This is a genomic window from Clostridium sp. DL-VIII, assembly GCF_000230835.1.
In the GTDB taxonomy this organism is placed as follows: domain Bacteria; phylum Bacillota; class Clostridia; order Clostridiales; family Clostridiaceae; genus Clostridium.
In genome coordinates, this window is the sequence record NZ_CM001240.1 from 699,714 (window position 1) to 725,000 (window position 25,287).

The 25,287-nt window shown below is 31.0% G+C and carries 21 protein-coding genes, 19 tRNA genes and 1 pseudogene; 36 read left to right on the plus strand and 5 right to left on the minus strand.

The window, feature by feature from the left end; all coding sequences use genetic code 11:
- Positions 1-99: 99 nt before the first annotated feature.
- Both CDLVIII_RS03305 and CDLVIII_RS03310 read right to left on the minus strand, forming a co-directional pair.
- Positions 100-816: a pseudouridine synthase gene (locus CDLVIII_RS03305; RefSeq protein WP_009168040.1), complete on the minus strand. Its 717-nt coding sequence runs from the start codon at positions 814-816 to the stop codon at positions 100-102.
- A gap of 241 nt (positions 817-1,057) precedes the next feature.
- Complete coding sequence (locus CDLVIII_RS03310; protein WP_009168041.1) at positions 1,058-1,723, minus strand: NAD(P)H-dependent oxidoreductase; 666 nt, start codon at positions 1,721-1,723, stop codon at positions 1,058-1,060.
- A 132-nt stretch (positions 1,724-1,855) separates the two neighbouring features.
- Between CDLVIII_RS03310 and CDLVIII_RS03315 the strand changes: the two genes are divergently transcribed.
- The 8 genes from CDLVIII_RS03315 (at position 1,856) to CDLVIII_RS03350 (ending at position 11,451) form a co-directional block, all read left to right on the plus strand.
- Positions 1,856-2,200, plus strand: coding sequence for a helix-turn-helix domain-containing protein (locus tag CDLVIII_RS03315; RefSeq protein ID WP_009168042.1), 345 nt, complete (start codon positions 1,856-1,858; stop codon positions 2,198-2,200).
- Positions 2,201-2,355: 155 nt separating this feature from the next.
- Positions 2,356-2,790 carry a MarR family transcriptional regulator gene (locus CDLVIII_RS03320; RefSeq protein WP_009168043.1) on the plus strand — a complete coding sequence of 145 codons (435 nt, stop codon included), beginning with the start codon at positions 2,356-2,358 and terminating at the stop codon, positions 2,788-2,790.
- A gap of 66 nt (positions 2,791-2,856) precedes the next feature.
- A complete protein-coding gene (locus CDLVIII_RS03325; protein ID WP_009168044.1) occupies positions 2,857-3,078 on the plus strand; it encodes a NifU family protein in 222 nt (73 codons plus the stop codon).
- Positions 3,079-3,236: 158 nt separating this feature from the next.
- Positions 3,237-4,874 carry a methyl-accepting chemotaxis protein gene (locus CDLVIII_RS03330; RefSeq protein WP_009168045.1) on the plus strand — a complete coding sequence of 546 codons (1,638 nt, stop codon included), beginning with the start codon at positions 3,237-3,239 and terminating at the stop codon, positions 4,872-4,874.
- A gap of 218 nt (positions 4,875-5,092) precedes the next feature.
- Entirely contained in the window at positions 5,093-7,357 is a 2,265-nt protein-coding gene (gene pcrA / locus CDLVIII_RS03335; RefSeq protein WP_009168046.1) for a DNA helicase PcrA, read from the plus strand.
- 32 nt (positions 7,358-7,389) lie between these two features.
- Positions 7,390-9,384: an NAD-dependent DNA ligase LigA gene (gene ligA / locus CDLVIII_RS03340; RefSeq protein WP_186005583.1), complete on the plus strand. Its 1,995-nt coding sequence runs from the start codon at positions 7,390-7,392 to the stop codon at positions 9,382-9,384.
- A gap of 3 nt (positions 9,385-9,387) precedes the next feature.
- A complete protein-coding gene (locus tag CDLVIII_RS03345; protein WP_009168048.1) occupies positions 9,388-9,660 on the plus strand; it encodes a hypothetical protein in 273 nt (90 codons plus the stop codon).
- 291 nt (positions 9,661-9,951) lie between these two features.
- Positions 9,952-11,451 carry an ABC transporter substrate-binding protein gene (locus tag CDLVIII_RS03350; protein ID WP_009168049.1) on the plus strand — a complete coding sequence of 500 codons (1,500 nt, stop codon included), beginning with the start codon at positions 9,952-9,954 and terminating at the stop codon, positions 11,449-11,451.
- Between the two features lie 88 nt (positions 11,452-11,539).
- Here CDLVIII_RS03350 and CDLVIII_RS03355 read toward each other — a convergent pair whose 3' ends face one another.
- On the minus strand, positions 11,540-13,282 hold the full coding sequence (locus CDLVIII_RS03355) for a hypothetical protein (RefSeq protein WP_009168050.1): 1,743 nt from the start codon (positions 13,280-13,282) through the stop codon (positions 11,540-11,542).
- A 99-nt stretch (positions 13,283-13,381) separates the two neighbouring features.
- Between CDLVIII_RS03355 and CDLVIII_RS03360 the strand changes: the two genes are divergently transcribed.
- The 22 genes from CDLVIII_RS03360 (at position 13,382) to CDLVIII_RS03465 (ending at position 17,968) form a co-directional block, all read left to right on the plus strand.
- Positions 13,382-14,359, plus strand: a complete 978-nt coding sequence (locus CDLVIII_RS03360) for an AIR synthase family protein (RefSeq protein ID WP_009168051.1) — start codon at positions 13,382-13,384, stop codon at positions 14,357-14,359.
- Between the two features lie 128 nt (positions 14,360-14,487).
- A complete protein-coding gene (locus CDLVIII_RS03365) occupies positions 14,488-15,099 on the plus strand; it encodes an XTP/dITP diphosphatase (RefSeq protein WP_009168052.1) in 612 nt (203 codons plus the stop codon).
- A 126-nt stretch (positions 15,100-15,225) separates the two neighbouring features.
- Entirely contained in the window at positions 15,226-15,705 is a 480-nt protein-coding gene (locus tag CDLVIII_RS03370) for a metallophosphoesterase (RefSeq protein ID WP_009168053.1), read from the plus strand.
- 293 nt (positions 15,706-15,998) lie between these two features.
- Positions 15,999-16,074: transfer RNA gene (locus CDLVIII_RS03375), tRNA-Pro, on the plus strand.
- Positions 16,075-16,108: 34 nt separating this feature from the next.
- A tRNA-Gly gene (locus CDLVIII_RS03380) sits at positions 16,109-16,182 on the plus strand.
- Positions 16,183-16,345: 163 nt separating this feature from the next.
- Positions 16,346-16,422, plus strand: a tRNA-Arg gene (locus CDLVIII_RS03385).
- 7 nt (positions 16,423-16,429) lie between these two features.
- Positions 16,430-16,505 (plus strand) — tRNA-Pro (locus CDLVIII_RS03390).
- Positions 16,506-16,538: 33 nt separating this feature from the next.
- Positions 16,539-16,612, plus strand: a tRNA-Gly gene (locus tag CDLVIII_RS03395).
- Between the two features lie 37 nt (positions 16,613-16,649).
- A tRNA-Arg gene (locus CDLVIII_RS03400) sits at positions 16,650-16,726 on the plus strand.
- Between the two features lie 5 nt (positions 16,727-16,731).
- Positions 16,732-16,807 (plus strand) — tRNA-His (locus CDLVIII_RS03405).
- A gap of 3 nt (positions 16,808-16,810) precedes the next feature.
- Positions 16,811-16,885, plus strand: a tRNA-Gln gene (locus CDLVIII_RS03410).
- 7 nt (positions 16,886-16,892) lie between these two features.
- Positions 16,893-16,968 (plus strand) — tRNA-Lys (locus CDLVIII_RS03415).
- 13 nt (positions 16,969-16,981) lie between these two features.
- A tRNA-Leu gene (locus CDLVIII_RS03420) sits at positions 16,982-17,066 on the plus strand.
- A 5-nt stretch (positions 17,067-17,071) separates the two neighbouring features.
- Positions 17,072-17,146, plus strand: a tRNA-Gly gene (locus CDLVIII_RS03425).
- A 27-nt stretch (positions 17,147-17,173) separates the two neighbouring features.
- Positions 17,174-17,247 (plus strand) — tRNA-Gly (locus tag CDLVIII_RS03430).
- A 23-nt stretch (positions 17,248-17,270) separates the two neighbouring features.
- Positions 17,271-17,346 (plus strand) — tRNA-Lys (locus CDLVIII_RS03435).
- A 63-nt stretch (positions 17,347-17,409) separates the two neighbouring features.
- A tRNA-Gln gene (locus CDLVIII_RS03440) sits at positions 17,410-17,484 on the plus strand.
- 7 nt (positions 17,485-17,491) lie between these two features.
- A tRNA-Lys gene (locus CDLVIII_RS03445) sits at positions 17,492-17,567 on the plus strand.
- Positions 17,568-17,580: 13 nt separating this feature from the next.
- A tRNA-Leu gene (locus tag CDLVIII_RS03450) sits at positions 17,581-17,665 on the plus strand.
- Positions 17,666-17,670: 5 nt separating this feature from the next.
- Positions 17,671-17,745 (plus strand) — tRNA-Gly (locus CDLVIII_RS03455).
- 25 nt (positions 17,746-17,770) lie between these two features.
- Positions 17,771-17,844 (plus strand) — tRNA-Gly (locus CDLVIII_RS03460).
- A 47-nt stretch (positions 17,845-17,891) separates the two neighbouring features.
- Positions 17,892-17,968: transfer RNA gene (locus CDLVIII_RS03465), tRNA-Arg, on the plus strand.
- A gap of 75 nt (positions 17,969-18,043) precedes the next feature.
- Here CDLVIII_RS03465 and CDLVIII_RS03470 read toward each other — a convergent pair.
- On the minus strand, positions 18,044-18,472 hold the full coding sequence (locus CDLVIII_RS03470; protein ID WP_050816225.1) for a tyrosine-type recombinase/integrase: 429 nt from the start codon (positions 18,470-18,472) through the stop codon (positions 18,044-18,046).
- A 150-nt stretch (positions 18,473-18,622) separates the two neighbouring features.
- Here CDLVIII_RS03470 and CDLVIII_RS31795 point away from each other — a divergent pair.
- The 6 genes and pseudogenes from CDLVIII_RS31795 to CDLVIII_RS03500 all read left to right on the plus strand — a co-directional run bounded on the left by CDLVIII_RS31795 (position 18,623) and on the right by CDLVIII_RS03500 (position 24,366).
- Positions 18,623-19,792 (plus strand): annotated as a pseudogene (locus CDLVIII_RS31795) (transposase).
- A 52-nt stretch (positions 19,793-19,844) separates the two neighbouring features.
- Entirely contained in the window at positions 19,845-20,012 is a 168-nt protein-coding gene (locus tag CDLVIII_RS31020) for a hypothetical protein (protein ID WP_009168054.1), read from the plus strand.
- A 163-nt stretch (positions 20,013-20,175) separates the two neighbouring features.
- Positions 20,176-20,457, plus strand: a complete 282-nt coding sequence (locus CDLVIII_RS03485; protein ID WP_083825304.1) for a hypothetical protein — start codon at positions 20,176-20,178, stop codon at positions 20,455-20,457.
- 315 nt (positions 20,458-20,772) lie between these two features.
- Positions 20,773-22,221: an ATP-binding protein gene (locus CDLVIII_RS03490; protein WP_009168055.1), complete on the plus strand. Its 1,449-nt coding sequence runs from the start codon at positions 20,773-20,775 to the stop codon at positions 22,219-22,221.
- A gap of 587 nt (positions 22,222-22,808) precedes the next feature.
- The gene (gene tnpA / locus CDLVIII_RS03495) at positions 22,809-23,261 is read left to right on the plus strand and encodes an IS200/IS605 family transposase (RefSeq protein ID WP_009168056.1); all 453 of its coding nucleotides are present in this window, start codon (positions 22,809-22,811) and stop codon (positions 23,259-23,261) included.
- Positions 23,262-23,577: 316 nt separating this feature from the next.
- Positions 23,578-24,366 (plus strand): hypothetical protein, encoded by a 789-nt coding sequence (locus tag CDLVIII_RS03500; RefSeq protein WP_009168057.1) that lies wholly within the window; start codon positions 23,578-23,580, stop codon positions 24,364-24,366.
- A 543-nt stretch (positions 24,367-24,909) separates the two neighbouring features.
- Here the strand turns inward: CDLVIII_RS03500 and CDLVIII_RS03505 are convergent.
- Positions 24,910-25,188, minus strand: coding sequence for a hypothetical protein (locus tag CDLVIII_RS03505; protein ID WP_009168058.1), 279 nt, complete (start codon positions 25,186-25,188; stop codon positions 24,910-24,912).
- Positions 25,189-25,287 lie beyond the last annotated feature (99 nt).

The window sequence follows — 25,287 nt, forward strand, 5'->3', positions numbered from 1 at the left end:
TTATAGAGTATTCTCGTTAATAATGCAAGTGATTTAATAAAAAATGTGATTATTTTTGTAAAAAATGAATTATTTTATTGCAAAACAAATTAACATTCGTTAATAGCTCTTTAAAAGGCTTAATTCTTCATCGGTTAATTCTCTATATTCGCCTTCTTCTAAATCCGGGTCTAATAAAAGTCCTCCAAATTCCTCTCTTTTTAGATATACAACTTTTTTGTCAACGGCCTCGAACATTCTCTTTACTTGATGAAATTTTCCTTCTTGTATTGTAATTCTTACTTCCGAGCCTTCGTCCGTGCTGGTCAATATTTCAAGTTTTGCTTCTAAGCACTTATATCCATCATCTAATGTAATTCCATTTTTAAAAGCAGTAATATCTTTTTCATCGACTTTTTTATTAATTTTAGCATAATAAATCTTATCCACATGCCATTTAGGTGATATCAATCTGTGATTAAGTTCACCATCATTAGTCAAAAGTAATAAACCAACTGTATCCTTATCTAATCTTCCAATTGGAAATGGCTCAAACACTTGATGATCTAGTGCCAATAAATCAATTACAGTTTCATCTCTATTGTCATGAGTTGCTGATACAACTCCATCTGGCTTATTCATCATTAAATATATATATTTACGATATAACAGTTCTTCGCCGTTAATTTTTATTATTGATTTTTCAGGATCAACGAGCATCCCATTATCTTTTACTACAATACCATCTACCTCAACAATTCCTTTTTTAACAAAGGATTTAACATCTTTTCTGCTTCCATATCCTAAATTAGAAATCACTTTATCTAATCTTTCCAAGTTATTCACTCCAATTCTTTAAATTAGTTAAGAGTTAAATTATTCATTTATTTTATCATAATAGTAAATAGCTTAACACATAGGTATATAATTTATCAAATTTATTTTTATTATTAATTTTAAAATTTATACAAGTTATTATTTTATTATAAAAAATGAGTCATACCTATATAAGGAGATGACTCGTTTTTTACCGAATGTTTTAAATAATTAAATTTACCAAATCTGTTATTAAGCTAATTTAAATCCACTGTACTACATCATCTAAAGGCTGTCTGGTCTTTTGATATGGCTCTCTTGCACGATATCCAAAGCTTGCCATAACAGAAACTCCAAAGTGTTCAGCATCTAGAATGCCTTCCTCTTTAAGAATTTTTTCTACTTCCTTTATATTGAAACCTTCAATTGGGCAAGAATCAATACCTAAGAAAGCTGCTGCTGTTAACATATTTGCTAAGGCAATATAAGTTTGTTTACTAGCCCAATCATAAAGGAATCTATCATTTTCAAGTAAATTGAAATCATTTTTTTGGAAGCTTTCGAAAGCCTTCCTCCTACCGTCAGCCACATCTGTAGGGAGATTTTGAACTTCAGACATTATCTTAGTAATATATTCAGAGCTATAAATTGTATCGACTTTCTTACGTGCAAGAAGAATTATAAAATGGCTGGCGCCATTAAAGCTGTTTTGAGCCCCCCATGATACAGGGTATAATTTTTCTCTAAGTTTTTTATCTTGAACTACAAGGAATTTCCAAGGTTCAAAACCAAAAGAGCTTGGAGAAAGATGTCCAGCCTCTAAGATTGTATCGAAGTCTTCTTTAGGTATTATTTTTTCAGAATCAAATTTTTTACAAGCATGACGAAAATTAAATACATTTATTAATTCTTGATTTTTATTATTCATTTGAAAACCACCTTTCATTTTATGAGTTAAGTTTAACATCATTAGATACTATGTTGAAGTACGCACAATTTTTATATATAATATAAATAAATTCACCTAAGTATCTTTTTTATACTAAAGGAGTTGATAAATATGAAAACAGAAAGTATATATCCAGACTGTCCTAATCATCCATGCCCTGTAGAAACAACACTAAATATAATTAATGGTAAGTGGAAGGGCATTATTTTATATCGTTTATTGGGTGGCAAGAAACGATTTAATGAGCTAAAAAGATTAATTCCAAGTGTAACTCATAGAACATTAACACTACAGCTGCGTGAATTGGAACGAGATAGAATTCTAAAACGTACAGTATATGCTGAAGTACCACCGCGAGTTGAATATGAATTAACTGATCTTGGATTATCAATGTCTCCAATAATTAAAGCCATGTATGATTGGGGATTAAATTATCAATCCGAATTAAATTTATAGAAAGAATAATCTTTTTAAAAATCAATTGTTTTAATATAACGATAGTTTAGGATATAATAAAGTAAAAAATGCAATTTAAATTTAAAAAAATGTATTGACAGAAGAATTTAATAATCTTATAATTAATTCGTACCCGAACGAACGAGGTGACTAAAATGGAAAAGAAATGTATCATAGCAAAATTAAATATGATTAGTGACGCATCTAATAAATTTTTGACAAGAAAAATAAAAGAGGAGCAGTTATCTATATTACAAAATCATGCTATGCTATTTAATATCTTACCAGAAGATGGCTCAAAGCTTCTTTTTAATGAAATAGCTAGCACATGGAAAATATCAAAATCTTCTTTATCTGATATAATAAACAAATATGAAAATCAAGGATTAATAAAAAAGTGTGTTTGTGATTCAGATAAAAGAAGCGTATATATCAGCTTAGCTTCTAAAGGTATATATGTAAAGCAAAAGCTTCAAGGTGTGGAACAGGAGTTCCTGAATTTATTATTAGAAGATTTTGATCAGGAGCAAAGGACAACTTTTGAGGATGATATAGATAAAGCTCTTAAAAATATAATAAAAATGCTTTAAAAGCATTTTTTTTAAATATATAATTCGTACGCGTACGGAAAAATTACAGAAAGAAGGATTTTAGATATGAAAGAATTAGTAATAAAGTCATTAGAGAAGATTAGACCAATGCTACAAAGAGATGGTGGGGATGTTGAACTAGTTGACGTAAGCAGTAATGGAATAGTAAGTGTAAAAATGCAAGGAGCTTGTGGAAATTGTCCAGGAGCAATGATGACAATAAAGGGTATTATAGAGCAAAGATTAAAGGAAGAAGTGCCAGGAGTTACAGAAGTAATAGGTGTTTAGTAATAAAAAACTTTAATTAAATCTCACAATGGTAAAGAGGACATTAAGTCCTCAGATTTTTCCAGAACATATATTAAGATTCGTTTCGGGTACAAATAATATAGAAATTATGATTTACATATTCAAATAAAATACTTGAGTTTTGAAGGAGGGATAATATGTTTAACTCTATAAGAAAAAGACTGGTTTTTAATTTCGTTTTAATTGCAGCAATAATAATTTTAATTTGTACATCTTTTTTTACATATCAAATGATAAATGGAATACAAAATCAGATGAAAGCCGACGGAATTACTTTGGTTAACAATATAAGAGCAAACATTGAGAAAGTAGGAATAAAAAACATAGATAAAATACAGGATATAATAGATGCTACATATGAATATGCAGATGGTGGATTGTGGTATATAGGTATAACAGGAAAAGATAAAACGCTTATTGCAGGTACATCAAAGGATTCCATTGGCGAAAAAATAGATTCATCAGGAGCTAGCAGTGTATTTGAAGGTAATACAGATTCATATATAGATGAATGGCAGGGAAAGCCTGCGTATAATGTAAGTGTTCCAATTAAGGATGGAAATAGTGTAGTATATAGTTTATCGATAGGAATTTCTGTGGATAATATGCAAAAAGTTATTAGAACAACTATTATAAAAAGTATAATTTGCGCTATAGCAGCCTTAATATTATCTGCTATTATGGGAATATTTATAGGAAGGCGAATTGCTAAGCCTATAGAAATCATTAAGGAAGCAATTGAGAGAGCAGGCGACGGAGACTTTACAGTAGAATATGAAATTACAGGGAAAGATGAAATAGGAAAGCTTGCAGCTGCAAGTGCTAAAACAAGAAAGAGCATGAGAGAACTTGTTAGAAAAACTAAAGTGATCTCAGAGAGTTTAAGTAATTTATCTAAAAACATTGAAAGTGGTGGTAGTACAGTAGCATTATCAAGTGAAGAAATCGCAGCTTCAGCAGTTAATGTATCGCAAGAAGGAATACAACAAGCAGAAGATTTAGAAGAAGCTGTTAGATTACTAGAAAGTTTTTCAATAGACTTGGATAATGTGGATAATAACTTAACTTTATTAGCTGATGGCGGAAGAACTATAAAAGAAGATACAAATAAAGGAGCAGAAGCTATAAATAAGTTAGCGGATAGTATTGATGATATGTTAAATTCATTTTTAGCATCAAAGGTTAAAATTGAAAATTTAGATAAAACTATATCGCAAATTAATTCAATAGTAGATGTGATAAATGGAGTAGCTAAACAGACTAACCTTTTAGCATTAAATGCATCTATTGAAGCAGCAAGGGCTGGCGAAGCAGGAAAAGGATTTTCGGTGGTAGCAGAAGAAATAAGAAAGTTAGCAGAAGAAGTTTTAAATTCATCAAAAAGCATAACTAAGTTAATAAATACAGTAATGAAGGAAACTCATGAAGTTTCTAGTACGACAGAACTTGTAACTCAAATAGTAGAAGATAGCAGAGCGAATATTAACAATGTGACAACTTCTTTTAAAGGAGTTATCAGTAAAGTAAATAACATTCCTAGTGACATTAATAAAGTACATATGGTACTTAAGGAAACCATGAATGGCAGAGATAAGATCTTAGGTACAGTTGAAAATATAGCTTCAAAATCACAAGAAATTTCATCACTTTCAGAAGAAGTAACTGCATCTACAGAGGAGCAGGCAGCGATAACAAATGAATTGTCTGTAACAGCAAAAAAACTAGTAAATATCTCAAAGGTATTAGAAAAGAATGTTTCTGATTTTAAAATATAATCTTAAAGATATAGATAATAGCAGATTTTAAATTAATAATAGTGGTGGTGCATTTTATGAAATCATTAATATTAATAAAGGATTAACACTTGATATAAATATGTCAGGTGTTTTTTAGTGTTTGAGAGCATAAAAAATAATATTTTAGTCCTTGTGATGATTTAAATATTAATACATATGGTATAATATTTAAGGATTGTGAAAGGAGGAATAAGTAAATGGATTTAAAAGCATTACTTAATAAAGAGCAGTATGAAGGGGCAACTACAATTGATGGGCAGGTACTTATATTAGCAGGAGCAGGATCAGGTAAGACAAGAGTCCTAACTCATAGAATAGCTCATATGATTGAAGATTTGAATATTGCACCATACAGTATACTGGCTATTACTTTTACAAATAAGGCATCCAAGGAAATGAAGGATAGAGTTAAAGCACTTATTGGTGAAAGAGCTGAAAATATGTGGATATCCACTTTCCATTCAACTTGTGTTAGGATTTTAAGAAGAGAAATAGATAAAATAGGCTATAAAAGCAGCTTTACTATATATGATAGCTCAGATCAAAAAACTTTAGTCAAAGAGTGTATGAAGAGTCTTAATATTAATGATAAAGATATAACTGAGCAAGAGATACTTGGAAAAATCGGAAAAGCAAAAGATAAAATGCAAAGTGTAAGAAGCTTTATGTTGGAAAACGAAGCTAACTTTAGAGAAAAGAAAATTGCAGATGTCTATGAAATGTATCAGAAGAGACTTAAGGAAAACAATGCCTTAGATTTTGATGACTTGATTTTTAAGACAGTAGAACTTTTTAAAAGTAACCCAGAAGTGTTGGAATTTTATCAAAATAAATTTAAATATATAATGGTTGATGAATATCAAGATACTAATGGAGCTCAATATCAATTGGTAAAATTACTTGCAGCAAAATATAAGAATATATGTGTTGTAGGGGATGACGATCAATGTATTTACCAATGGAGAGGTGCAGATATAAAAAATATCTTAGATTTTGAAAAAGACTATCCAGGTGCCAAAGTCATAAAATTGGAACAAAATTATAGATCTAAGGGAAATATATTAAATGCAGCTAACGTTGTCATTGTTAATAATTCAAATAGAAAGAGCAAAGTATTACGAACAGAGCAGGAAGCAGGTAATAAGATTAAAATATACAGAGCTTATGCCGATAGTGATGAAGGGGATTTCGTTGGAAAGCAGATTTTAGATATAAAAAATAAAGAGAGTAAAAATTATAACGATTTTGCTATATTATATAGAACAAATGCTCAATCTAGAATTTTTGAAGAAAGTCTTAGAAGAAAAGGGATTCCATATAAAATTGTAGGAGGAACTCGTTTCTATGATAGAAAAGAAATAAAAGATATACTAGCGTATTTAAAGGTTCTCGTTAATCCACAAGATGACATAAGTATCAGAAGAATAATAAATGTGCCTAAAAGGAGCATAGGAGATGCAACTGTGGCTAAGGTACAGGAATTTGCAACAAACTTTGAACTTAATTTATGGGATTCTTTATCTGAAGTTAGGGGAATTTCAACATTAACAGCAAGAAATATTTCGTGTATAGAACCTTTCGTAGCACTAATGGAGAATTTGATGGAATTAAGTGAAACAGTGCCAGTTTCAGTGCTTATTGAATCTATCTTAAAAGATACCGGATATATGAAGCAATTACAGGAATCTAATGAAATTGAAGACAAGAGTAGAATTGAAAACTTAAAGGAATTGGTATCAGATGCTGTTGACTTTGAAAAAAGCAATGAAGATAAATCTTTAGCTGCATATTTAGAAAGAGTTTCTTTAGTTCAAGATACTGATAAAATTGAGGAAGAAGATGACGCAATAGTACTTATGACAATACATAGTGCAAAAGGACTAGAGTTCCCAGTAGTGTTTATGGTTGGTATGGAAAATGGTATTTTCCCAGGAAATGCATCATTTGAAAGCGAATCAGAGATGGAAGAGTCGAGAAGATTGTGTTATGTCGGGATAACTAGAGCAAAAGAGACATTATTTATGACTTCAGCGGAAGTAAGAAGAGTATTTGGTAAAACCATGGCATATCCTCAATCTGATTTTATTAATGAAATAAAGCCGGAACTTAAGGAATATGTAAGTGGAGAAAAATCAGGTATTATGAGCAGAGAAAGAATTATGCAAAGTAGTTCTTATACAAATCCGCATAGTTTACGAAATAGCATGAATAGAACAAATATCGCAGGGTCAGGCAGCGGGAACACTAATATAGGTAATATAAATACTACTAAGGAAGCTGGAACAGAATATATAACAAGTAATGAAGCGACTCTTGGTAGAAAAGTTTTTCATGATAAATTTGGAAAGGGAACTATTGTAGCAGTTCAAGCTTCTGGCAGCGATAAAAAGTTAACAATTGCCTTTGATAAGCAAGGAGTTAAATCATTGCTATTATCTCTTGCAAAGCTTAAAATGATGTAAAGATATATTCTAGTGATAATTGTGGAGGATTAATTGTGGATAAAATTGAAAGAATAAAAGAGCTCGTGGAAAAATTAAATAGATACTCTTATGAATATTATTCTCTAGATAATCCTTCTGTAAGTGATAAGGATTATGATGAAAAATATTATGAACTTCAAGAGTTAGAGAGAGAGACAGGATACATACTTCCATATTCTCCAACATTAAGAGTTGGGGATGTAGTTCTTGAAGGATTTAAGAAGTATACTCATAAAGCAAAGCTTTGGAGCTTGGATAAGGCTCAAAGCCTGCAAGAAATTATAGATTGGCATAATAGAAACGTTAAGTTCATTGAAGAAATGAGAAACAGGGGCGAAAATCTGCCGGATTTAAAATATGTACTTACCAAAAAGTTTGATGGATTAACAATTAATTTAACATATAATAAGGAAGGTATACTAGAAATTGCGGCGACAAGAGGAACTGGAAGCATCGGAGAAGAAGTAACGGCTCAGGTAAAAACGATAAAATCAATTCCGCTTAAAATTCAAAGTGAAGATACTTTAGAAGTTCACGGAGAAGCAATAATGACTCAGGAGGCCTTTGATAAATATAATGAAGCCTCTGATACCCCATTAAAAAACTTAAGGAATGGAGCAGCAGGTGCTTTAAGAAATCTTAATGTAAAAGAGACTGCTAGGAGAAATTTATCTGCGTTCTTTTATGATGTTGGATATAAGGAAGGAACTCCATTTAAAAGCTACTTAGAAATGATGAAATTTATAAAAGAACAAGGCTTACCAGTTGATGAGTACATTAAAGTATGTTCTTCCATAGAGGAGATTCAGGAGCAGATTGATTATATTAAAGGCATCAGATTTGATTTGAATTATGATATTGATGGATTAGTAATTGCAATAGATGATATTAGAACTAGAGAACTTTTAGGTTATACAATCAAATTTCCTAAATGGGCAATTGCATATAAATTTGAAGCTCAAGAAGCGATAACTAAGCTCTTAGATGTTGAGTGGAATATTGGAAGAAGCGGAAGAGTCGGTCCGACAGCGATACTTGAACCAGTTGAACTTGCAGGAGTCACAGTTAAAAGGGCTACCCTTAACAATATGGACGATATTGCAAGAAAAGGTGTTAGAATCGGAGCAGAAGTATTTATACGCAGAAGTAATGATGTTATACCTGAAATAATGGGCGTTGTACCAGAATCTTTAGAAGGTTCAGAAGAAATAACAGTTCCAGAAACATGTCCAGCATGTGGAAGTCACTTGGTTTTAAATGGCGCACACTATTTTTGCGAAAATACATTATCTTGTAAACCTCAATTAGTAAAGAGCATAGTTCATTATGCATCTAGAGAAGCAATGAATATAGCTGGCTTTTCAGAAAGGACAGCAGAGCAGTTGTTTGAGAAGCTTAATATTAAGTCAATTTCAGATTTATATAAATTAAAGGAAGAAGAATTGATAGGTTTAGAAAAGTTTGGCGCTAAGAAGGCACAAAATCTTTTAGAAGCCATTGAAAAAAGTAAAGATTGTGAATTAGATGCATTTATATATGCTTTAGGAATACCGAATGTAGGTGCAAAAACAGCAAAGGATTTGGTTGATAGATTTAAATCCATAGAGGGATTAAAAAATGCTTCTTTCGAAGAATTAGTTGAAGTTAAGGATGTAGGAGATATAGTTGCACAAGGTGTTGTTGCATTCTTTAAAGAAGAAAAGGTGCTAGAGACTATAGAGGAATTATTAGCTTTAGGAGTTAGTCCTAAGTTTATAGAAAAAGAAGTTATAGAAAATCCTTTTGAAGGAAAGACTGTTGTAGCTACAGGTTCACTTGTAAATTATTCTAGAACTGAAATAAAGGATAAACTAGAAAGCTTGGGAGCTAAAGTTGCAGGAAGTGTTAGTAAAAAAACAGATTATGTGATAGCAGGAGAAGCAGCTGGATCGAAATTAACTAAAGCACAGGAATTAGGAATTAAAGTTCTTTCGGAAGAGGAATTTGAGAAAATATTAAGGGGGTAAAGTATGAAAAAATTAATAAATTTGCTTGGATTTGCAGCAGCGTTTATAACAAGCATCTTAATAATTTGTACCTTTATGACAACATATCAATTTTACTATGTTGGATTAATTTTTAATTCATACTTACCCGTACAAATAGGTGTTTGCATTACAATGATAATATTAGCAATTAGATTTCTTGTTATTGAGACAGGGAAAAAAAGAATAGTGTATTTCATATTTAGTTTAGGAATATCAATTTCATTGATTTTTTTTATGATAAATCAAATTAGATAGTTAATATGAAGTGAGAAATAGATTGCTAGCAGGTAAATATTCATTATTAAATCTAAATATATATGTCGCAATTTATTTTCTACATTTGACATCTGGATATTTACTTAGCAGATAGGCATTCTAAATGTAATTTTATTATTGCAACATATATATAATAGATAATTTATAAAATCTTTAAATTAATAAGACTGACCTAAAATAATCTAAGATTATTTTAGGTCAGTCTTTTTGATTAGAAGAAATATTTTGTGGTAATAATATGAAATATAAATAAAGGTAAAGGGTGTAATTATGAAAAAATATTTTTTCAGTATGATCATGCTGACTTTAGTTATTTTATTTTGTTTAGGATTTATAGATAAAGAGAGCAGCAATGTATCTAATAATAATTCAGAAGAAACTATAAGTTATGGTATAGATCAAATTCCTGAAGACTTAGAAAAAGTAACTAAACTATCTAAGCGTGATGAGGATATTATATGTGCAGTAAGTAAAGGATTAGTTTCAAAAGGAGAAAATAATGAAATAAAACCTTCTTTAGCAAGCGAAATTATAAAAGATAAAGACGGAATTCAATATGAGTTTAAAATTAGAGATGATATTTTTTGGAGTGACGGAAGCCAGATAACACCGAATGATGTGGTCACATTTTTTAAGGAATTATTAAAAGAAGAAGATGAAGAAAATATACAAGCATTACTTAATGTGTATGGAGCCAAGGAATTTAAAGATGGGAAGATTACATTTGATACTGGTGTTGCAATAAGAGAAAGTGGAAATTCTGTTATAATCAGATTAAATAAGAAAGATGATGAGTTTTTAAATGAATTAACTAAACCACAATACAGATTACGAAAGTATCTCGTAATGTGGCGGAATATAAAAAATAACTATGATAAATTAGTTTATTCAGGAGAGTACAGCATTGATTCTATAAGCGATGATAAACTAGAACTAACAAAGAACAATAAAAGTGATGAAGCTAGCAGTATATCAAATATTAGTATAGTAAGTGATGCAAACGTGGAAGCATCTATGGCATCATATGAGGTAAAACAAAGAGATATAGTAATAAATCCTCCAGAAAGTGAAATTAATAAATTAGCTGAGCAGAAAAAAATAATAACGGTCCCAGAAAATCAGGCAGCATATTTAGTTATTAATGATAAAGACGATTCTACACCACTTCAAGGAAGGAGAGAAATCTATAATAATGTGTGTAAGGCTCTTGAGGAGTATGAAAATTCTAATAGTAACGAGTTTGAGCTTGCAGAAGGGAGTTATTTTAGGGAAGATAAGCAGGATTTGACTAAATTGCAGGCAAGAAAGGTTGTCAGTAATAAAGAAGGTGAATGGAATGCCCCTCAGGTTTTAACAATATTATGTCAAGATACTAATGAAAATAGAAACTTATGTAGAATAATCCAGGAGTGGTTTAAAAATAATACAAATATAACTATAAAATATAGTGCGGTAAAAGAAGAATTTGAAGATGAAGAATTGAAAAAAAGATATGATATGATTTTAATTAATGAAGAAGCTAATTCACTTAACAAGTTAAATTTTTATTCGAATCTAAAAGCGTATTTAACGGGAGGACAGAGTGAACTTTTAGAAAAATGTACAGCAAGTAAATCAGGAAGCGACTATTCAAACTTGGAAGAAAGTCTATTTCAAAATTATGATATACTTCCCTTAGTGTTTTATAATGAAAATATAGCTATTTCAGATAAGATATCAAAATTAAAGTTAGATGGAAATGGAAATATAGATTTTGAGACAATTGACTGATTGAAGTTATATTAAACGCATATTCAAAGATAAATTATATTCTCTGAATATGCGTACTAAATTTACATATTTTGATTTCATCTTAAAATTAACGTTTCTTTTTCTTAGGATGATGAGTTTTATTTTTCTTATTCTTTTTACTAGTTGGAGGAGGAGAAAATTTAACATTTTTAATATTATCTTTGCTTAACATAGGAATATTATCAATTTTTTTTGAAGATAACAGGTTTTTAGGTTTAGATTCGTCTGAATTAATGCATTCTTTAGCAAATTGAGCATTAATAGTTGAATAGTATATATTATCATCATCTAAGTATGATTTTTTATTTATATTATCAGAAACTGAATTTTTAACCAGAGAATAATTATGACAGGTGCTTTGGGGCTTGTTAATATTTAAAGATTCGGTTGTCTTTTCTGAGTCTATAGGTAAATTAAATTCCATGAAATCTTCCACCATGTCTTTAAATAAATAAATAATCAAAAAGAAGATAAACATATTCCTATTACTATCAAGAGAAGTTTTTTTTGAACTTAAAGAATCCTTTCTTTTTGAATAATCTAAACTTTTTACAAATATAGATGCTAAACCTGCACTTTTTGGAGTTGGTAATACAGGCATTCTAAAATATGTTTCATCAAGCATATCAGCAGAATGCAAGCTGAGTCTTCTATATCTTTCCACTTCATCTAAAGTCGGCGCTTCAGGCCAGCTTGTCAAAAGGCCGCCATTTACAAAAAATTTTCTATATATTCCTGAAATTATTGGTCTTAATTCAGTAGATTTATCTTCTTGAAGAGAATACATAATTAGACAAAGAAGATAAAAAGCAACTTCGAGACATGAGTATTTAGAGTCTTTTTTATCAGAAAGTTTAACAAATATATTTTTATCCATATCATATAGGTTAATTAATTTATCAACTATTTCCTTAGCAGCATCTTTAAAGGAAATCATTTCTGTATGTTTATAAGCTTCCATTAGACATATAGCAAACAACGCACAATTATCTATTGAATCTGAATAATAATCTTTGTCTTGAAACTTACTTATTAAAAAGTCACCTAAGTCTAAAATAAGTTTTCTTGCATCATCATCAGAAGAATATTTATAAAATATATTTAGTGCAAGAAAAATTTCCACACCTTCATTGAAAGATAAATCATATAATACAGTTTTATAATCTTTAAACATATCCAAGATTTCGTGGGAAAATTTAGAGTATTCTTCACTGTCATTGTCGGATTTATTATAATTGGAGTATAATAGGTAACTATCCATCATAAAAGCTTGGTCTGCAAATTTAAATTTATCATCTTTATCGACTAAAGAAAAACCCTTTGAATTACCATCAGACATATTTTTTTTACTAACAAATAATCCCTCATTGTTTCGCAAATTTTCAGAGTAGAATTGTAATTGCTCCTTTGCTAGGTATCTGAATGGTTTTTCGAGTGAGGAAATATTTCTTTTGCCATCATTAAAATGGGAATAATATTCACTTAATTCAAGTAAGGATAATGTCATAAAAGCATTTGTAGAAGGATTTATTTCTTTTTTAAAGCTAGATTCATCAAAACCATGAGAGCTTTTACTGTGAATAAATACAGGGGAAGCTTTTCTATATATGCACAATAGTGGAGAAAAATTATTTAATATGCTAATATCATCTATAGAAGATTTTTTTGAAGTTCTAAGTTGTGCCAAAAGACCACATTTAGAGTTCAATACTAAAGTTTTTATGGATTCTTTTGATAAGTGAAATAGCTGACCACTGATTTCTTGCTGGGAAAGACTATTCATCCTAAAAAATGGTCCTATATATCTCAATGTATAAAACACCTCTCACAAAATTCTCATCTTATTCATTAATATGAAGTTAGTAAATAGAAGGTGCATAAAATAAAAATAAAAGGAGATTTTTTTATAATGAAGGAAGGAAAATTAGATTTTGATGATCTAAGAAGTATCATATTAAATAATAAAACAGTTAAGAGAAATGAAGTAAAGGTTAGAAATGATGTCGGAGAAGACTGTACAATAATTGATTTTGGAGAACATGAAGGGATATTTTCTACAGATCCCATAACTGGAGCAAGCGAAAATGTAGGAAAATTAGCTGTACATATAAATTGCAATGATATTGCCTCATCAGGGGGAGAGCCTATAGGGATCTTAGTTACTATTTTAGCACCTACATCTGCAAGCTTAGAGGATATAAATAAAGTTATGAATGAAATTGATGAGGAAGCAGCTAAGATTAATGTTGAAATCATAGGAGGACATACAGAAGTAACCAGCGCAGTTAATAAAATGGTTATATCGGTTACTGTCATAGGAAAGAACTTAAAAGGTAAATCAGTCAAAACAGCAGGGGCAGAAATAAATGATGATGTAATAGTAACGAAAAGTATAGGAATCGAAGGGACTCATATTTTAATAAATGAATATGAAAATAGAATAAAAAGAATTTTATCTGAAGAAGAAATAAAGTTTGGGAAGAATTTAATAAATGAAATCAGCGTTTTAGAAGAGGGAAAGATAGGCGGAGAATTTGGAGTGAATTCAATGCATGATATAACAGAAGGCGGTCTTCTTGGAGGGTTATTTGAGGTGGCTATGGCATCAAATAAAGGATTTAAAATATATAAAGATAGAATACCAGTGCTTGAAATAACAAAAAAAGTCTGCGAAGAATTTAAAATAGATCCCCTTAGACTCATATCATCTGGAAGCATGCTTATTACCACTAAAAGTGGAGAGAAGTTGGTTGAAAGACTCAATAAACAAGGTATAAGTGCCAGCATAATAGGGAAGATATGTGAGCGTGAGGGGATTTTAGTTGATAATGAAGAAGAAATAAAAGTAGAGCCACCTAAAAGAGATGAACTATTTAATGTAGAATAATTGCTTAAAAATGATTATTTTGTAAAATCTTTATGTATTTTTATTAATAAATGCAGTTGCTTAAGTTAAATTGTATTATAGTATAAGAAATAGAATTGATTTTATTTTGAAGAAATGAGGAGAAAGCGATGAAAAGATTAATATTAGCTAGCAATAATAAAAAAAAGATAAAAGAAATGAAAGACATATTAAAAGAATTAGATATAGAAGTTAAATCTTTAGAAGATGAGAATATTGATATAGATGTGGTTGAAGACGGGAAGAGCTTTGAAGAAAATGCAAAAAAGAAAGCTAAAGAAATATATGAATACCTATTAAGAAGAGGAGACGAAAACTTTATTGTATTGGCAGATGATTCAGGACTTTCAGTTGATTATTTAGGAGGAGAACCTGGCATATATTCGGCAAGATATGCAGGGGAACATGGGAATGATAAAAAGAATAATGAAAAGCTTTTGAATAATTTAAAAGGTATAAGTATGGAAAATAGGAGCGCTAAGTTTATATGCCAATTAGCAATGTTTACAGATAAGGGGGAATATTTTAGTGTTCTTGGAGATGTGAAAGGATATATTATAGAAGAGTTACAAGGTGAAGGTGGATTTGGATATGATCCATTATTTTTCTACGAGCCATTAAACAAAACTTTTGGAGAATTATCACCAGAAGAAAAAAATGAAATAAGCCATAGAGGATTAGCGCTAAAAAAATTAAAAAAGATATTATATAAGTTAGTATAGCTAATAAAAAAGAATTATATTGGTATATAACAAACAGTATTTATTAGAAAAGATAACGTGTCATCATATAACTTAATATTATTATTGCAGCAATATAATTAATAAAGGAGTTTAGGAGGAAATTTTATGCTAATTGCAGTTGTAAGTGATACACATAGAATAACTAAATATATTAAACTGGCTAAGGAATTAATAAAAGGAGCTGATATATTAATACATTTAGGTGATAATATTGAAGATGTACAAATATTAGAAGATAATTTTAATGGAAAAGTATATGCGGTTGCAGGAAACTGTGATTATTCAGGGAAATATCCAAAGGAAGGAATTATAGAAGTAAATAACAGAAAAATATTCTTTACTCATGGAGATCTATATGGAGTTAAAAGTTCTATAAATAATATTTATTATAGAGGCAGGGAAGTGGAAGCTGATGTTGTTTTGTTTGGGCATACCCATGAACAATTATTAGAAAAAGAAAATGGTATTATATTAATGAATCCAGGAAGTGTGTCATTGCCAAGATTTAGAGGAAGATATGTTGGATTTATAAATATAAACGACAATAGTGATATTGATACATACTTTAAGGAAATAAGAGAATAAATGAATTGCTTGAATGTAGGTTAAGGATAATAAATTGATTCAAATATGTATCTTAAAAATTATGAATTTGGGGAAGTTGATAAGGTAATGAAGCTTAGCATGAATCGTTAATTCTGTGCTTGAATAAATTTGAAAGAAAGTACTTCCATGGATATAAAATCATTTAAATTCCATTAAGTAAAATATTTATTATAAAATTATTAAAAAAGGTATTGACGAAACAGATTTCATATTGTAGAATAATCATTGTCGCTGAGAGATAAGCAGCAAAGCTTAAAATCGGTCAAGACCTTCGGGGTGTAGCGCAGTTGGGAGCGCGCGTGGTTTGGGACCATGAGGTCGCAGGTTCAATCCCTGTCACCCCGACCATTAAAACTAATCTTTGATTTGAGTTTTTAATTATGCGGGTATCGTATATCGGTAATACTCCAGCCTTCCAAGCTGGAAAGGTGGGTTCGATTCCCACTACCCGCTCCATTATAAAAACTTAAATATCAAAGTTAGTAAGAAAAGAGCTTGACAAAGTTTGAAGCACGGGTTAAAATTAAATCCGTTCTGAAAACAAAACAGATTGACAAAATAGAGTATATGTTGTATAATAATACTCGTCTGAAAAAGAAACATGACAAGATTATAATATGCGTTTTTAGCTCAGCTGGATAGAGCAACGCCCTTCTAAGGCGTGGGCCGGGGGTTCGAATCCCTTAAAACGCACCATTAAAATCGGGGTGTAGCGCAGTTGGGAGCGCGCGTGGTTTGGGACCATGAGGTCGCAGGTTCAATCCCTGTCACCCCGACCATTAAAACTAATTTTTGATTAAGTTTTTGATTATGCGGGTATCGTATATCGGTAATACTCCAGCCTTCCAAGCTGGAAAGGTGGGTTCGATTCCCACTACCCGCTCCATACAAACTTAAAGTTTGTAACATAAATATTATAATATGCGTTTTTAGCTCAGCTGGATAGAGCAACGCCCTTCTAAGGCGTGGGCCGGGGGTTCGAATCCCTTAAAACGCACCATGATGGTGAACGTAGTTCAGTTGGTAGAGCGCCAGTTTGTGGCACTGGTTGTCGTGGGTTCGAGTCCCATCGTTCACCCCATTTTGGGATGTCGCCAAGCGGTAAGGCAATGGACTTTGACTCCATTATGCGTAGGTTCAAATCCTGCCATCCCAGCCATTATTTCGGTTTACTAGCTCAGTCGGTAGAGCACATGACTTTTAATCATGGTGTCCCGGGTTCGATTCCCGGGTAAGCCACCAAATTTTTGTTTATGCAGGTGTGGCGGAATTGGCAGACGCACTAGACTTAGGATCTAGCGCCTTACGGTGTAAGAGTTCGACTCTCTTCACCTGCACCAAATGAGCGGAAATGACTCAACGGTAGAGTGCCACCTTGCCAAGGTGGAGGCTGCGGGTTCGAATCCCGTTTTCCGCTCCATCATGTAAAAATATATAAAATGTACATGCGGGTATCGTATATCGGTAATACTCCAGCCTTCCAAGCTGGAAAGGTGGGTTCGATTCCCACTACCCGCTCCATAATATGTTTACAATAATAATATGCGTGATTAGCTCAGTTGGTAGAGCACCTGACTCTTAATCAGGGTGTCCAGGGTTCGAATCCCTGATGACGCACCATGGTAAATATATTTTAGTGAAAATCTAGGATATTAGGAATAAGCTTTACAGTTAATTCCATATTGGGATGTCGCCAAGCGGTAAGGCAATGGACTTTGACTCCATTATGCGTAGGTTCAAATCCTGCCATCCCAGCCATTATTTCGGTTTACTAGCTCAGTCGGTAGAGCACATGACTTTTAATCATGGTGTCCCGGGTTCGATTCCCGGGTAAGCCACCAAATTTTTGTTTATGCAGGTGTGGCGGAATTGGCAGACGCACTAGACTTAGGATCTAGCGCCTTACGGTGTAAGAGTTCGACTCTCTTCATCTGCACCAAATGAGCGGAAATGACTCAACGGTAGAGTGCCACCTTGCCAAGGTGGAGGCTGCGGGTTCGAATCCCGTTTTCCGCTCCATACATGAAATAATATAAATATATATGCGGGTATCGTATATCGGTAATACTCCAGCCTTCCAAGCTGGAAAGGTGGGTTCGATTCCCACTACCCGCTCCAAAAAAACAACTGGTATCAGTTGTTTTTATTTATATATAAATAAACATGCACTTGTAGTTCAGTTGGATAGAGCGTTGGACTTCGAATCCAGAAGTCGTGAGTTCGAATCTCACCAGGTGCACCATAAAGCAAGTAATACCAACTATTTAGAGGTTTTCTAGATAGTTGGTATTCTTGTTTTTTCCACACTTTTTCCACACTAGAAAGTGCTTAGGATATCAATTGTTCTATCTTTATGTCTTTTTAATACATGAGTATAGGTATCAGCAGTTATATTGATAGTACTATGTCCCAATAATTTAGAAACAGTCTTTAAAGGAATATCATTTTCAAACTGCTTAGTAGCATAAGTATGCCTTAAGCAATGTATGTGTTTATATTCAACTCCAATTCTTTTTAGAAATCTAGAAAATGATCTAGTTAAATTACTATCATCTATCAGCTGACCAATTTCATTACAAAATATTAAATCATTATCTATATAACTATTTCCAACCTCTAATTTTCGAATTTTTTGTTTTTCTGCTATTTCTGTAAATATATTAACTAAACTAGCTTGAAGAGGAATATCACGCTCACTGTTGTAAGTTTTTGTTGTCTGAATAGTGGGAGAGTAATGCTTTTTCACTCTATAGGATATTATAGATTTGGAATCTGTGGATAACTTGATATAATTAATGGTATGAATAGATTGGATAAGAAAATAACAGTAAAAGAAATATTAATAGACAAGTATAATGAGTTTAAAGTAAGGTATTGGTACAAGGTTCCCGAAATCATGCGAGAGCATGTAGATAATTTAGTTAGCAAATCTATTAGTTGTGGTAATATTGAAAATGGATTTGCACAATATATTTGTGAAGAATGTAGGGATACAACTAAAGTTCCATTCACATGCAAGAGTAAATTTTGTAATAAATGTGGCAGGTTATATACATTAAAGTGGGCGGAAAAGCAACAGCAGAATATGCTTAGGGTAGGTCATCGGCACAGTGTATTTACAATGCCAGATGATTTAAGGAAGTTTTTCTATAAGAGGAGAGAACTTTTAAAAGAATTACAAGATGGTGTATATGATGTAATTAAATATTGGTATGAAAAGGATAAGAAAGTAAAATATGAAGGTGGTGTTATTGCAGTTATTCATACTTTCGGTAGTGATTTAAAATGGAATCCACATGTACATGCTTTGGTTACAGAAGGCGCAATTAATAAAGATATTAATTGGTGGAAACCAGTAGATTATATACCATATGAGTATTTAAAGAAATCATGGCAAAGAGTATTGTTAAATATAATAAAAAAGCATTTTGACTGCTATAAAACTAGGCAATTAATAAGTAGGATGTATAGAGAATATCCTAAAGGTTTTTATGTTAATGCTAAGAGAAGATTAAATGACACAAGGCAAGCTGTTAAGTATATAGTAGATATTTAGCTCGAGCAGCGATAGCTGAATATAGAATTGAAGTATGATGGAGAAAAAGTAACATTTTGGTATAAAGACCATGATGATGGACATAAAGTTAGAGTTAGAATGGGAGTGTTAGAATTTATAGGGAAAATAACACAACATATATCTCCAAAAGGATTTAAAACTGTAAGGAGTTATGGGATATATTCAAGGAGAAGAAATAAAATATCAAAGCAAATAGTATATCTCTATAATTTTATTAAGCAAGTTTCGATAAGAGAGTTACTTAATGAAAGTAAGTCAAGTGAAATTAAGAAAAGTTGGAAAGAGAGAATAATAGATAGTTTTGGTATAAATCCGTTAAAATGCAATAAGCGTGGAACAGAAAAAATTTTGTGGAGAATATGGCATAAGGACTATGGGGTGATATATGATATAAAGGAAACTAGGAATTTGGAGGATATATTATATGAGCCCCAAAAAGAAGATACTACACAAGTACACAGAGAAGTTTTACAAATATCAATGCTATAAATGCAGTTACTCAGAGTGGGCTCCCGCCGATATCGTAGATGAGTTTGCAGATATGGATGAATTTTGTGATGAGGAATACAATTCAGAACAGGAATGTAAAAGAAGGGGAATGCCAGTAATGGAGTGCCCTAATTGTAATGCAGATTTTTATTATTCAGGAGAAAAGAAAACGAAGGAAGGTTCATATTGGATTGATGAAGATGAACCTTTTCCGTTTTAAATTCACAAAACTCACAGTCCCCGCTAGGGGATTTTTTTATACAACAATTGAAGTTTAAATGGTGATAGTATCATTTATAAAGAATCTTGTAACTAGATTGACTTGGGTTTGAAAAGATAATATATTTTTTTGGTCAAATATAGAGGCTTTTGTATACTCATACTTGAATAAATTTTTTGATAATGATGATATGTGGCCCAGGACACATAAAAAGAAAGTTGAAAATTCATACAGAAAATATGATTATGATTATACTAAGAAAACAAATTTGTTTGGTATTGATTTGTTATATCCGAAGATTTCTAGTAAACCATATATAAAAGGTAAAAAGCAGTATATAGAGATATTAATGATGTATTTTTTGCTAAAAGAATTTGAAGGAGATAATGGGTATTGGGATAAGTATTTAGATATGATCTTTGCAAAGGATAAAGATGATAATTAATTTAAAAAATAAAAGACACTAAAATAAAGATAAATTTTACTTAAAAGCAAATCAAATTCTACTTGAAAAAAATTAAAAGTTACTTATAAGTAAAAAGTATATTAGAGTTATGCTTTTTAGGGTAGAATATAGGTATATATTGAGCTACTTATAAAAAAAGCTTGTCTACTTAACACAAACTTGTTGCTACTTAAAGTAAATAAAGCTTTAGAACTAATTCTAAAGAGTAATTGAAGTGATTTTACTTATAAAAATATAAATCTACTTGAAAGTAAATTAAATATACTTGAAACAGAAAGGAGGCTTTAATATTTAATGAATATTAAAATGTCATTAGAAGAAATAATAAATACGGGTGAAGGGCAGTACTTTGACAGAAAATCATCTAAGATACAAATAAATAAACTAGTAGAGACTATAATTGCTTTTGCTAATGCTGATGGTGGAGAAGTGGCTATAGGTATTGAGGATGGTAAATTGGTGGGTATAAATAATCAAGGAAACATAAAGATAAATGACTTCATTCAATGCAGTTTCGATAAATGTATACCAGCAATTAAAGCAAATTATGAATATTTAGATATAGTAAAAGATAATGGTACTGATGATAGGATACTTATAATTCATATTGAACCAAGCATAGACAAAGTTCATAAAACTATATCAGATGAAGTTTTTTTAAGAGTTGGAGATGAAAATAAAAAGCTTAATTTTGAACAAAGATTAAATCTTGAATATGATAAAGGGGAAAGACTTTTTGAAGATAAGATAATAGAAAATTGTACTATGGAAGATTTAGATGTAGATGTACTAAAAAGTTATGCAGAGGCAGTTAAATACACGGGATCTGATTATGAAAGACTTCTTTATGCAAGAGGATTAGCTAGAAGAAGTAAGGAAGGTGCTAAAATTACAGTTGCAGCAGTGTTATTATTTGCTGAAAATCCAAGCATATTTTTGCCTAATGCACGAGTTAGATTTTTTAGATATGAAGGAAGTAGTGCAGAAGTTGGTGTAGGGATGAACATTATAAAGCAGGAAATGATTGAAGGACCACTTCCAAAGCAGATAGAAATGTTAAAGAATGTAGTAAAAGCACAATTAAGAGAATTTACAACACTTAACCCTTTGAATGGAAAGTTTATTACTATTCCAGAATATCCAGAGTTTGCATGGCAGGAAGGGATAATTAATGCTATTACTCATAGAGCATATAATATCCAAGGTGATGATACAAAAATATTTATGTATGATGATAGATTAGAAATAAAAAGCCCTGGGAAATTCCCTAATATAGTAAACAAAGAAAATATAAGAGAAGTTAGATATTCAAGAAATCCAAGAATAGCAAGGGTTTTAACTGAACTAGGATGGGTAAGAGAACTTGGAGAAGGTGTAAAGAGAATATATAAGGAAATGAAAGAGTATTTTCTTGATGATCCTATTTATGATGAACCAAGTTATTCTGTATCGCTTCTGCTTAAGAATAATATTATGACAAGAAGGCAAAGACGTACAGAGAGAGTAAATTATTTAATAGATATTGATTGGAATAAGTTCACTGATAATGAGAAAAAAGCTATTGAAATGGCTTATTCAACAGGAAAATTATATACTAAGGATTTTGCAGAGCTAATAAAGCGAAGTTCTACTTATGCAAGAACTGTGCTAAATGGTCTTGCTGATAAAGGTATATTAAAGAAAGTGGCATCATCTACTACAGATCCACATCAATACTATGTATTTAAAGAAGCTGTGAAATAGATTATAGGTACATTAAAATATTTTAAAAATATCATTGTTATATTACAGAGTTTATATAACTAAGGTAAAAATACATTTATCGGTGTTAATAAAAGTACAAAGGAGATAGTTATGGTACCAATAAAAATTCAAGAATTTGCAAAGAAATATGTAGAAACAAATAAAGATTAAAGATTATGATTCTAGATTTAAAGAAAAGTAAGTATAAGTTTACCCCAGTTTTGCCCCTTATCCAATAACATTGGACAGTAATATTTAATAATATGGAATATATTAGTGGACATATTAAAGCCATTTATGACTACTTAATAGCAATAAATACCATGTTATATATTTCCAGAAGTCGTGGGTTCGAATCCCACCAAGTGCACCATAAAAGTAGTAATACTAACGGTTTAGAGAAAGCTAAATCGTTGGTATTTTTATTTAGGAGCAATGTATTAGGTAGTTGCTCCTCATAAACCACACGCTTTGCGTGTGAGCATCGAAGAGCTTTAGCGGTGGGAATGAAAAAAAGTCCTCCTTTTGATAATTATAATAAGTAGAGTTTCGCCGACCGAATTTAAAATCAAAAGGAGGACATCCGTATGGACGAAGATAATTTATCACATACAAAATGGAGTTGTAAATACCATATAGTTTTTATACCGAAGTACAGGAGAAAAACTATATATGGGAAAATAAGACAAGATGTTGGACAGATACTGAGACAATTGTGCAAATACAAAAATGTTGATATAATTGACGCCCACGCATGTGTGGATCATATACATATGTTGGTATCCATACCACCAAAACTTAGTGTTTCAAGTTTTATGGGATATCTCAAGGGAAAAAGCTCGTTGATGATCTATGATAGACATGCCAATTTAAAGTACAAGCATGGAAATAGGCATTTCTGGGCGAAAGGTTATTTTGTGAGCACTGTTGGATTAAACAAAGCAACAATCGCAAAATATATAAGGGAACAAGAAAACGAAGATAAGATGTCAGATAATATGACAACTAAAGAGTACGAAGACCCTTTTAAGGGTTGCTAGAGAGCTAAATGCGGCTGGCGGAATCAATAGATGCTGCTGGTAACGTGCCCTTAGAGGGTATAATAAAAGCCACCAGCTGAGCTGGTGGTTACTTACTGTGGAACGTGACACCACACAGCCCTCATTTAGTTACACAATTTTCCCTAAATGAAATTTTTAAGAATACACAGGTTAAAGAATATGTTATAATTGGAATATAATGGTGAATAAGTATTGAGTAAAATTTATTTGGATAACATACAAATAAATTGTAATTTCGTGGTGTAGATTATTTATATTAAATAAATGGAAGAGAGAAAGTAGCATGGAGGATATTATGTGTAAAATATACAAAGCACCAATTGGATGGAATCCAACAAGATTAAATCCATTTACTACAACGGGGTATTATGGAAAAGAATGGTCAGTATTTATTTACGATGAAGAGATTCGACATCATAGTAATATATATGAGAATACTAGGGTATATGTTGTTCAGGTGAATCCGGAAGTGGATTCTAAATATGAAAGATTATTTGATTATTTGACTTATGAAACAAAACATAGAAGAAACGTAATATTAAGTTTACCTAAGCATGTAAATTTTGATGAGGTTCTTAAGATGTTTGATAATTTTCATTCGGATAATGAATTTAGAGAAAGCGATGGAAAATATTTAGTGCATAGTACTACAAAAGAATCTTGGGAGAGCATTAAAAAATCTGGTGTATTATTATCTCCAAATAAACTAAAGAAGCAGGGAATAAGTATATTAGAGATTGGGCTTAAACCGATGTTAGAGCCAGATGATTATTCTGATTACGTTATGTTGGATGTATTAGAAGGATGTGGAGAATTAGTTGTAAATTCAAGACAGTTAGGATCTGTTTGTATAACTCCAGATATAAAATATATACCTGGAGTTAGAATATATTTTGATGCGGAATTAATCATAAAAGATGGTCTTGGTACAAGGGATGGATTACACATCTTGAAAATAAAAGATAGATTACCATTAGACAAGTATTTACTTGACGTTATAAGCGCTGAGTCATTTCAGAAAAAAGAATGGACCCCTACAACATTTACAAATGAAGCTAATAGATACTTTTTAGAAGGACGATAAAGTTCAATTTGTCGCAGATAGTAGAAACATAATTTAGAATACAATTTTTAAACTGTATATGAACCCTAAAACGCATTATTCTAAAATGAATTATGTGTTTTTTTATGCTCAAAATCAAAGAAAGGAGGGCGGAGCATTTGATACGACCAAGTAAAAGCGCCGCGGTTATGAGTAAGAATCCTATAAAAGTAATTCTAAAAATTCATTTTACAGATTTTTTGTATATAACTGAGGGCGTTGTGGTGTAGTAATTTTTTATAAGATTTTATAGGAAATGTGGGGGGCTTAAAATAATATCAGTACATTAAGTTCACTAATAGTACAGAAAGAATCTTGTGTACTATTGCTTTGAAGTAACTATATATCTAGGGTTATCTATTATAGTACACTAAAAATGGATATTTAAAAAAATAAGAAGAGATATATTAATATAGGTTGTTGAATAACTAATTTTTACAAATAGTTGCTTAAGAAAATATTCTTAGGAATTATTGATTCCAAGGATATTTTCTAGATTTTATTCCTTGAAGTTTTTTATTAAATTCATCTATTAAGTAAGCTAATAGAACCCATTTTATATAATTTCATCCCTATGGGAGATTCGAGAAACAAAGCATTTTCATAGCGTCTATCAGTAAACGACTCAATACTTTTAGCTTTACGCATATTCACATCAGTTAAAAAATTAAATTCTAGGTTTGAGGCAATTTCAAACCATTCTGCTGAGTCATATGCTGTATCTGCAATTATTAAAAAAGGGTTATAAATTTTAGCTTCATATAATAAATCAGAAACTTGATTATCATGAAGATGAATAATCATTATAAGCAACTGTTAGAGATAGTTGGAGAATATTATGGACTAGATGCTAAGATATTTTAATTTGCTTTATTTTTAATAATTTTATATAAAATAAAATGA

Bases quoted from the DNA above. Each gene is read 5' to 3' on its own strand.
- CDLVIII_RS03490 (WP_009168055.1), top strand. From the start codon at position 20,773: ATGAATATTAAAATGTCATTAGAAGAAATAATAAATACGGGTGAAGGG.
- CDLVIII_RS03350 (WP_009168049.1), top strand. From the start codon at position 9,952: ATGAAAAAATATTTTTTCAGTATGATCATGCTGACTTTAGTTATTTTA.
- CDLVIII_RS31020 (WP_009168054.1), top strand. From the start codon at position 19,845: ATGGATGAATTTTGTGATGAGGAATACAATTCAGAACAGGAATGTAAA.
- CDLVIII_RS03330 (WP_009168045.1), top strand. From the start codon at position 3,237: ATGTTTAACTCTATAAGAAAAAGACTGGTTTTTAATTTCGTTTTAATT.
- CDLVIII_RS03370 (WP_009168053.1), top strand. From the start codon at position 15,226: ATGCTAATTGCAGTTGTAAGTGATACACATAGAATAACTAAATATATT.
- tnpA (WP_009168056.1), top strand. From the start codon at position 22,809: ATGGACGAAGATAATTTATCACATACAAAATGGAGTTGTAAATACCAT.
- CDLVIII_RS03505 (WP_009168058.1), bottom strand. From the start codon at position 25,188: ATGATTATTCATCTTCATGATAATCAAGTTTCTGATTTATTATATGAA.
- CDLVIII_RS03360 (WP_009168051.1), top strand. From the start codon at position 13,382: ATGAAGGAAGGAAAATTAGATTTTGATGATCTAAGAAGTATCATATTA.
- CDLVIII_RS03365 (WP_009168052.1), top strand. From the start codon at position 14,488: ATGAAAAGATTAATATTAGCTAGCAATAATAAAAAAAAGATAAAAGAA.
- pcrA (WP_009168046.1), top strand. From the start codon at position 5,093: ATGGATTTAAAAGCATTACTTAATAAAGAGCAGTATGAAGGGGCAACT.
- CDLVIII_RS03310 (WP_009168041.1), bottom strand. From the start codon at position 1,723: ATGAATAATAAAAATCAAGAATTAATAAATGTATTTAATTTTCGTCAT.
- CDLVIII_RS03320 (WP_009168043.1), top strand. From the start codon at position 2,356: ATGGAAAAGAAATGTATCATAGCAAAATTAAATATGATTAGTGACGCA.
- CDLVIII_RS03345 (WP_009168048.1), top strand. From the start codon at position 9,388: ATGAAAAAATTAATAAATTTGCTTGGATTTGCAGCAGCGTTTATAACA.
- CDLVIII_RS03500 (WP_009168057.1), top strand. From the start codon at position 23,578: ATGTGTAAAATATACAAAGCACCAATTGGATGGAATCCAACAAGATTA.
- CDLVIII_RS03315 (WP_009168042.1), top strand. From the start codon at position 1,856: ATGAAAACAGAAAGTATATATCCAGACTGTCCTAATCATCCATGCCCT.
- CDLVIII_RS03325 (WP_009168044.1), top strand. From the start codon at position 2,857: ATGAAAGAATTAGTAATAAAGTCATTAGAGAAGATTAGACCAATGCTA.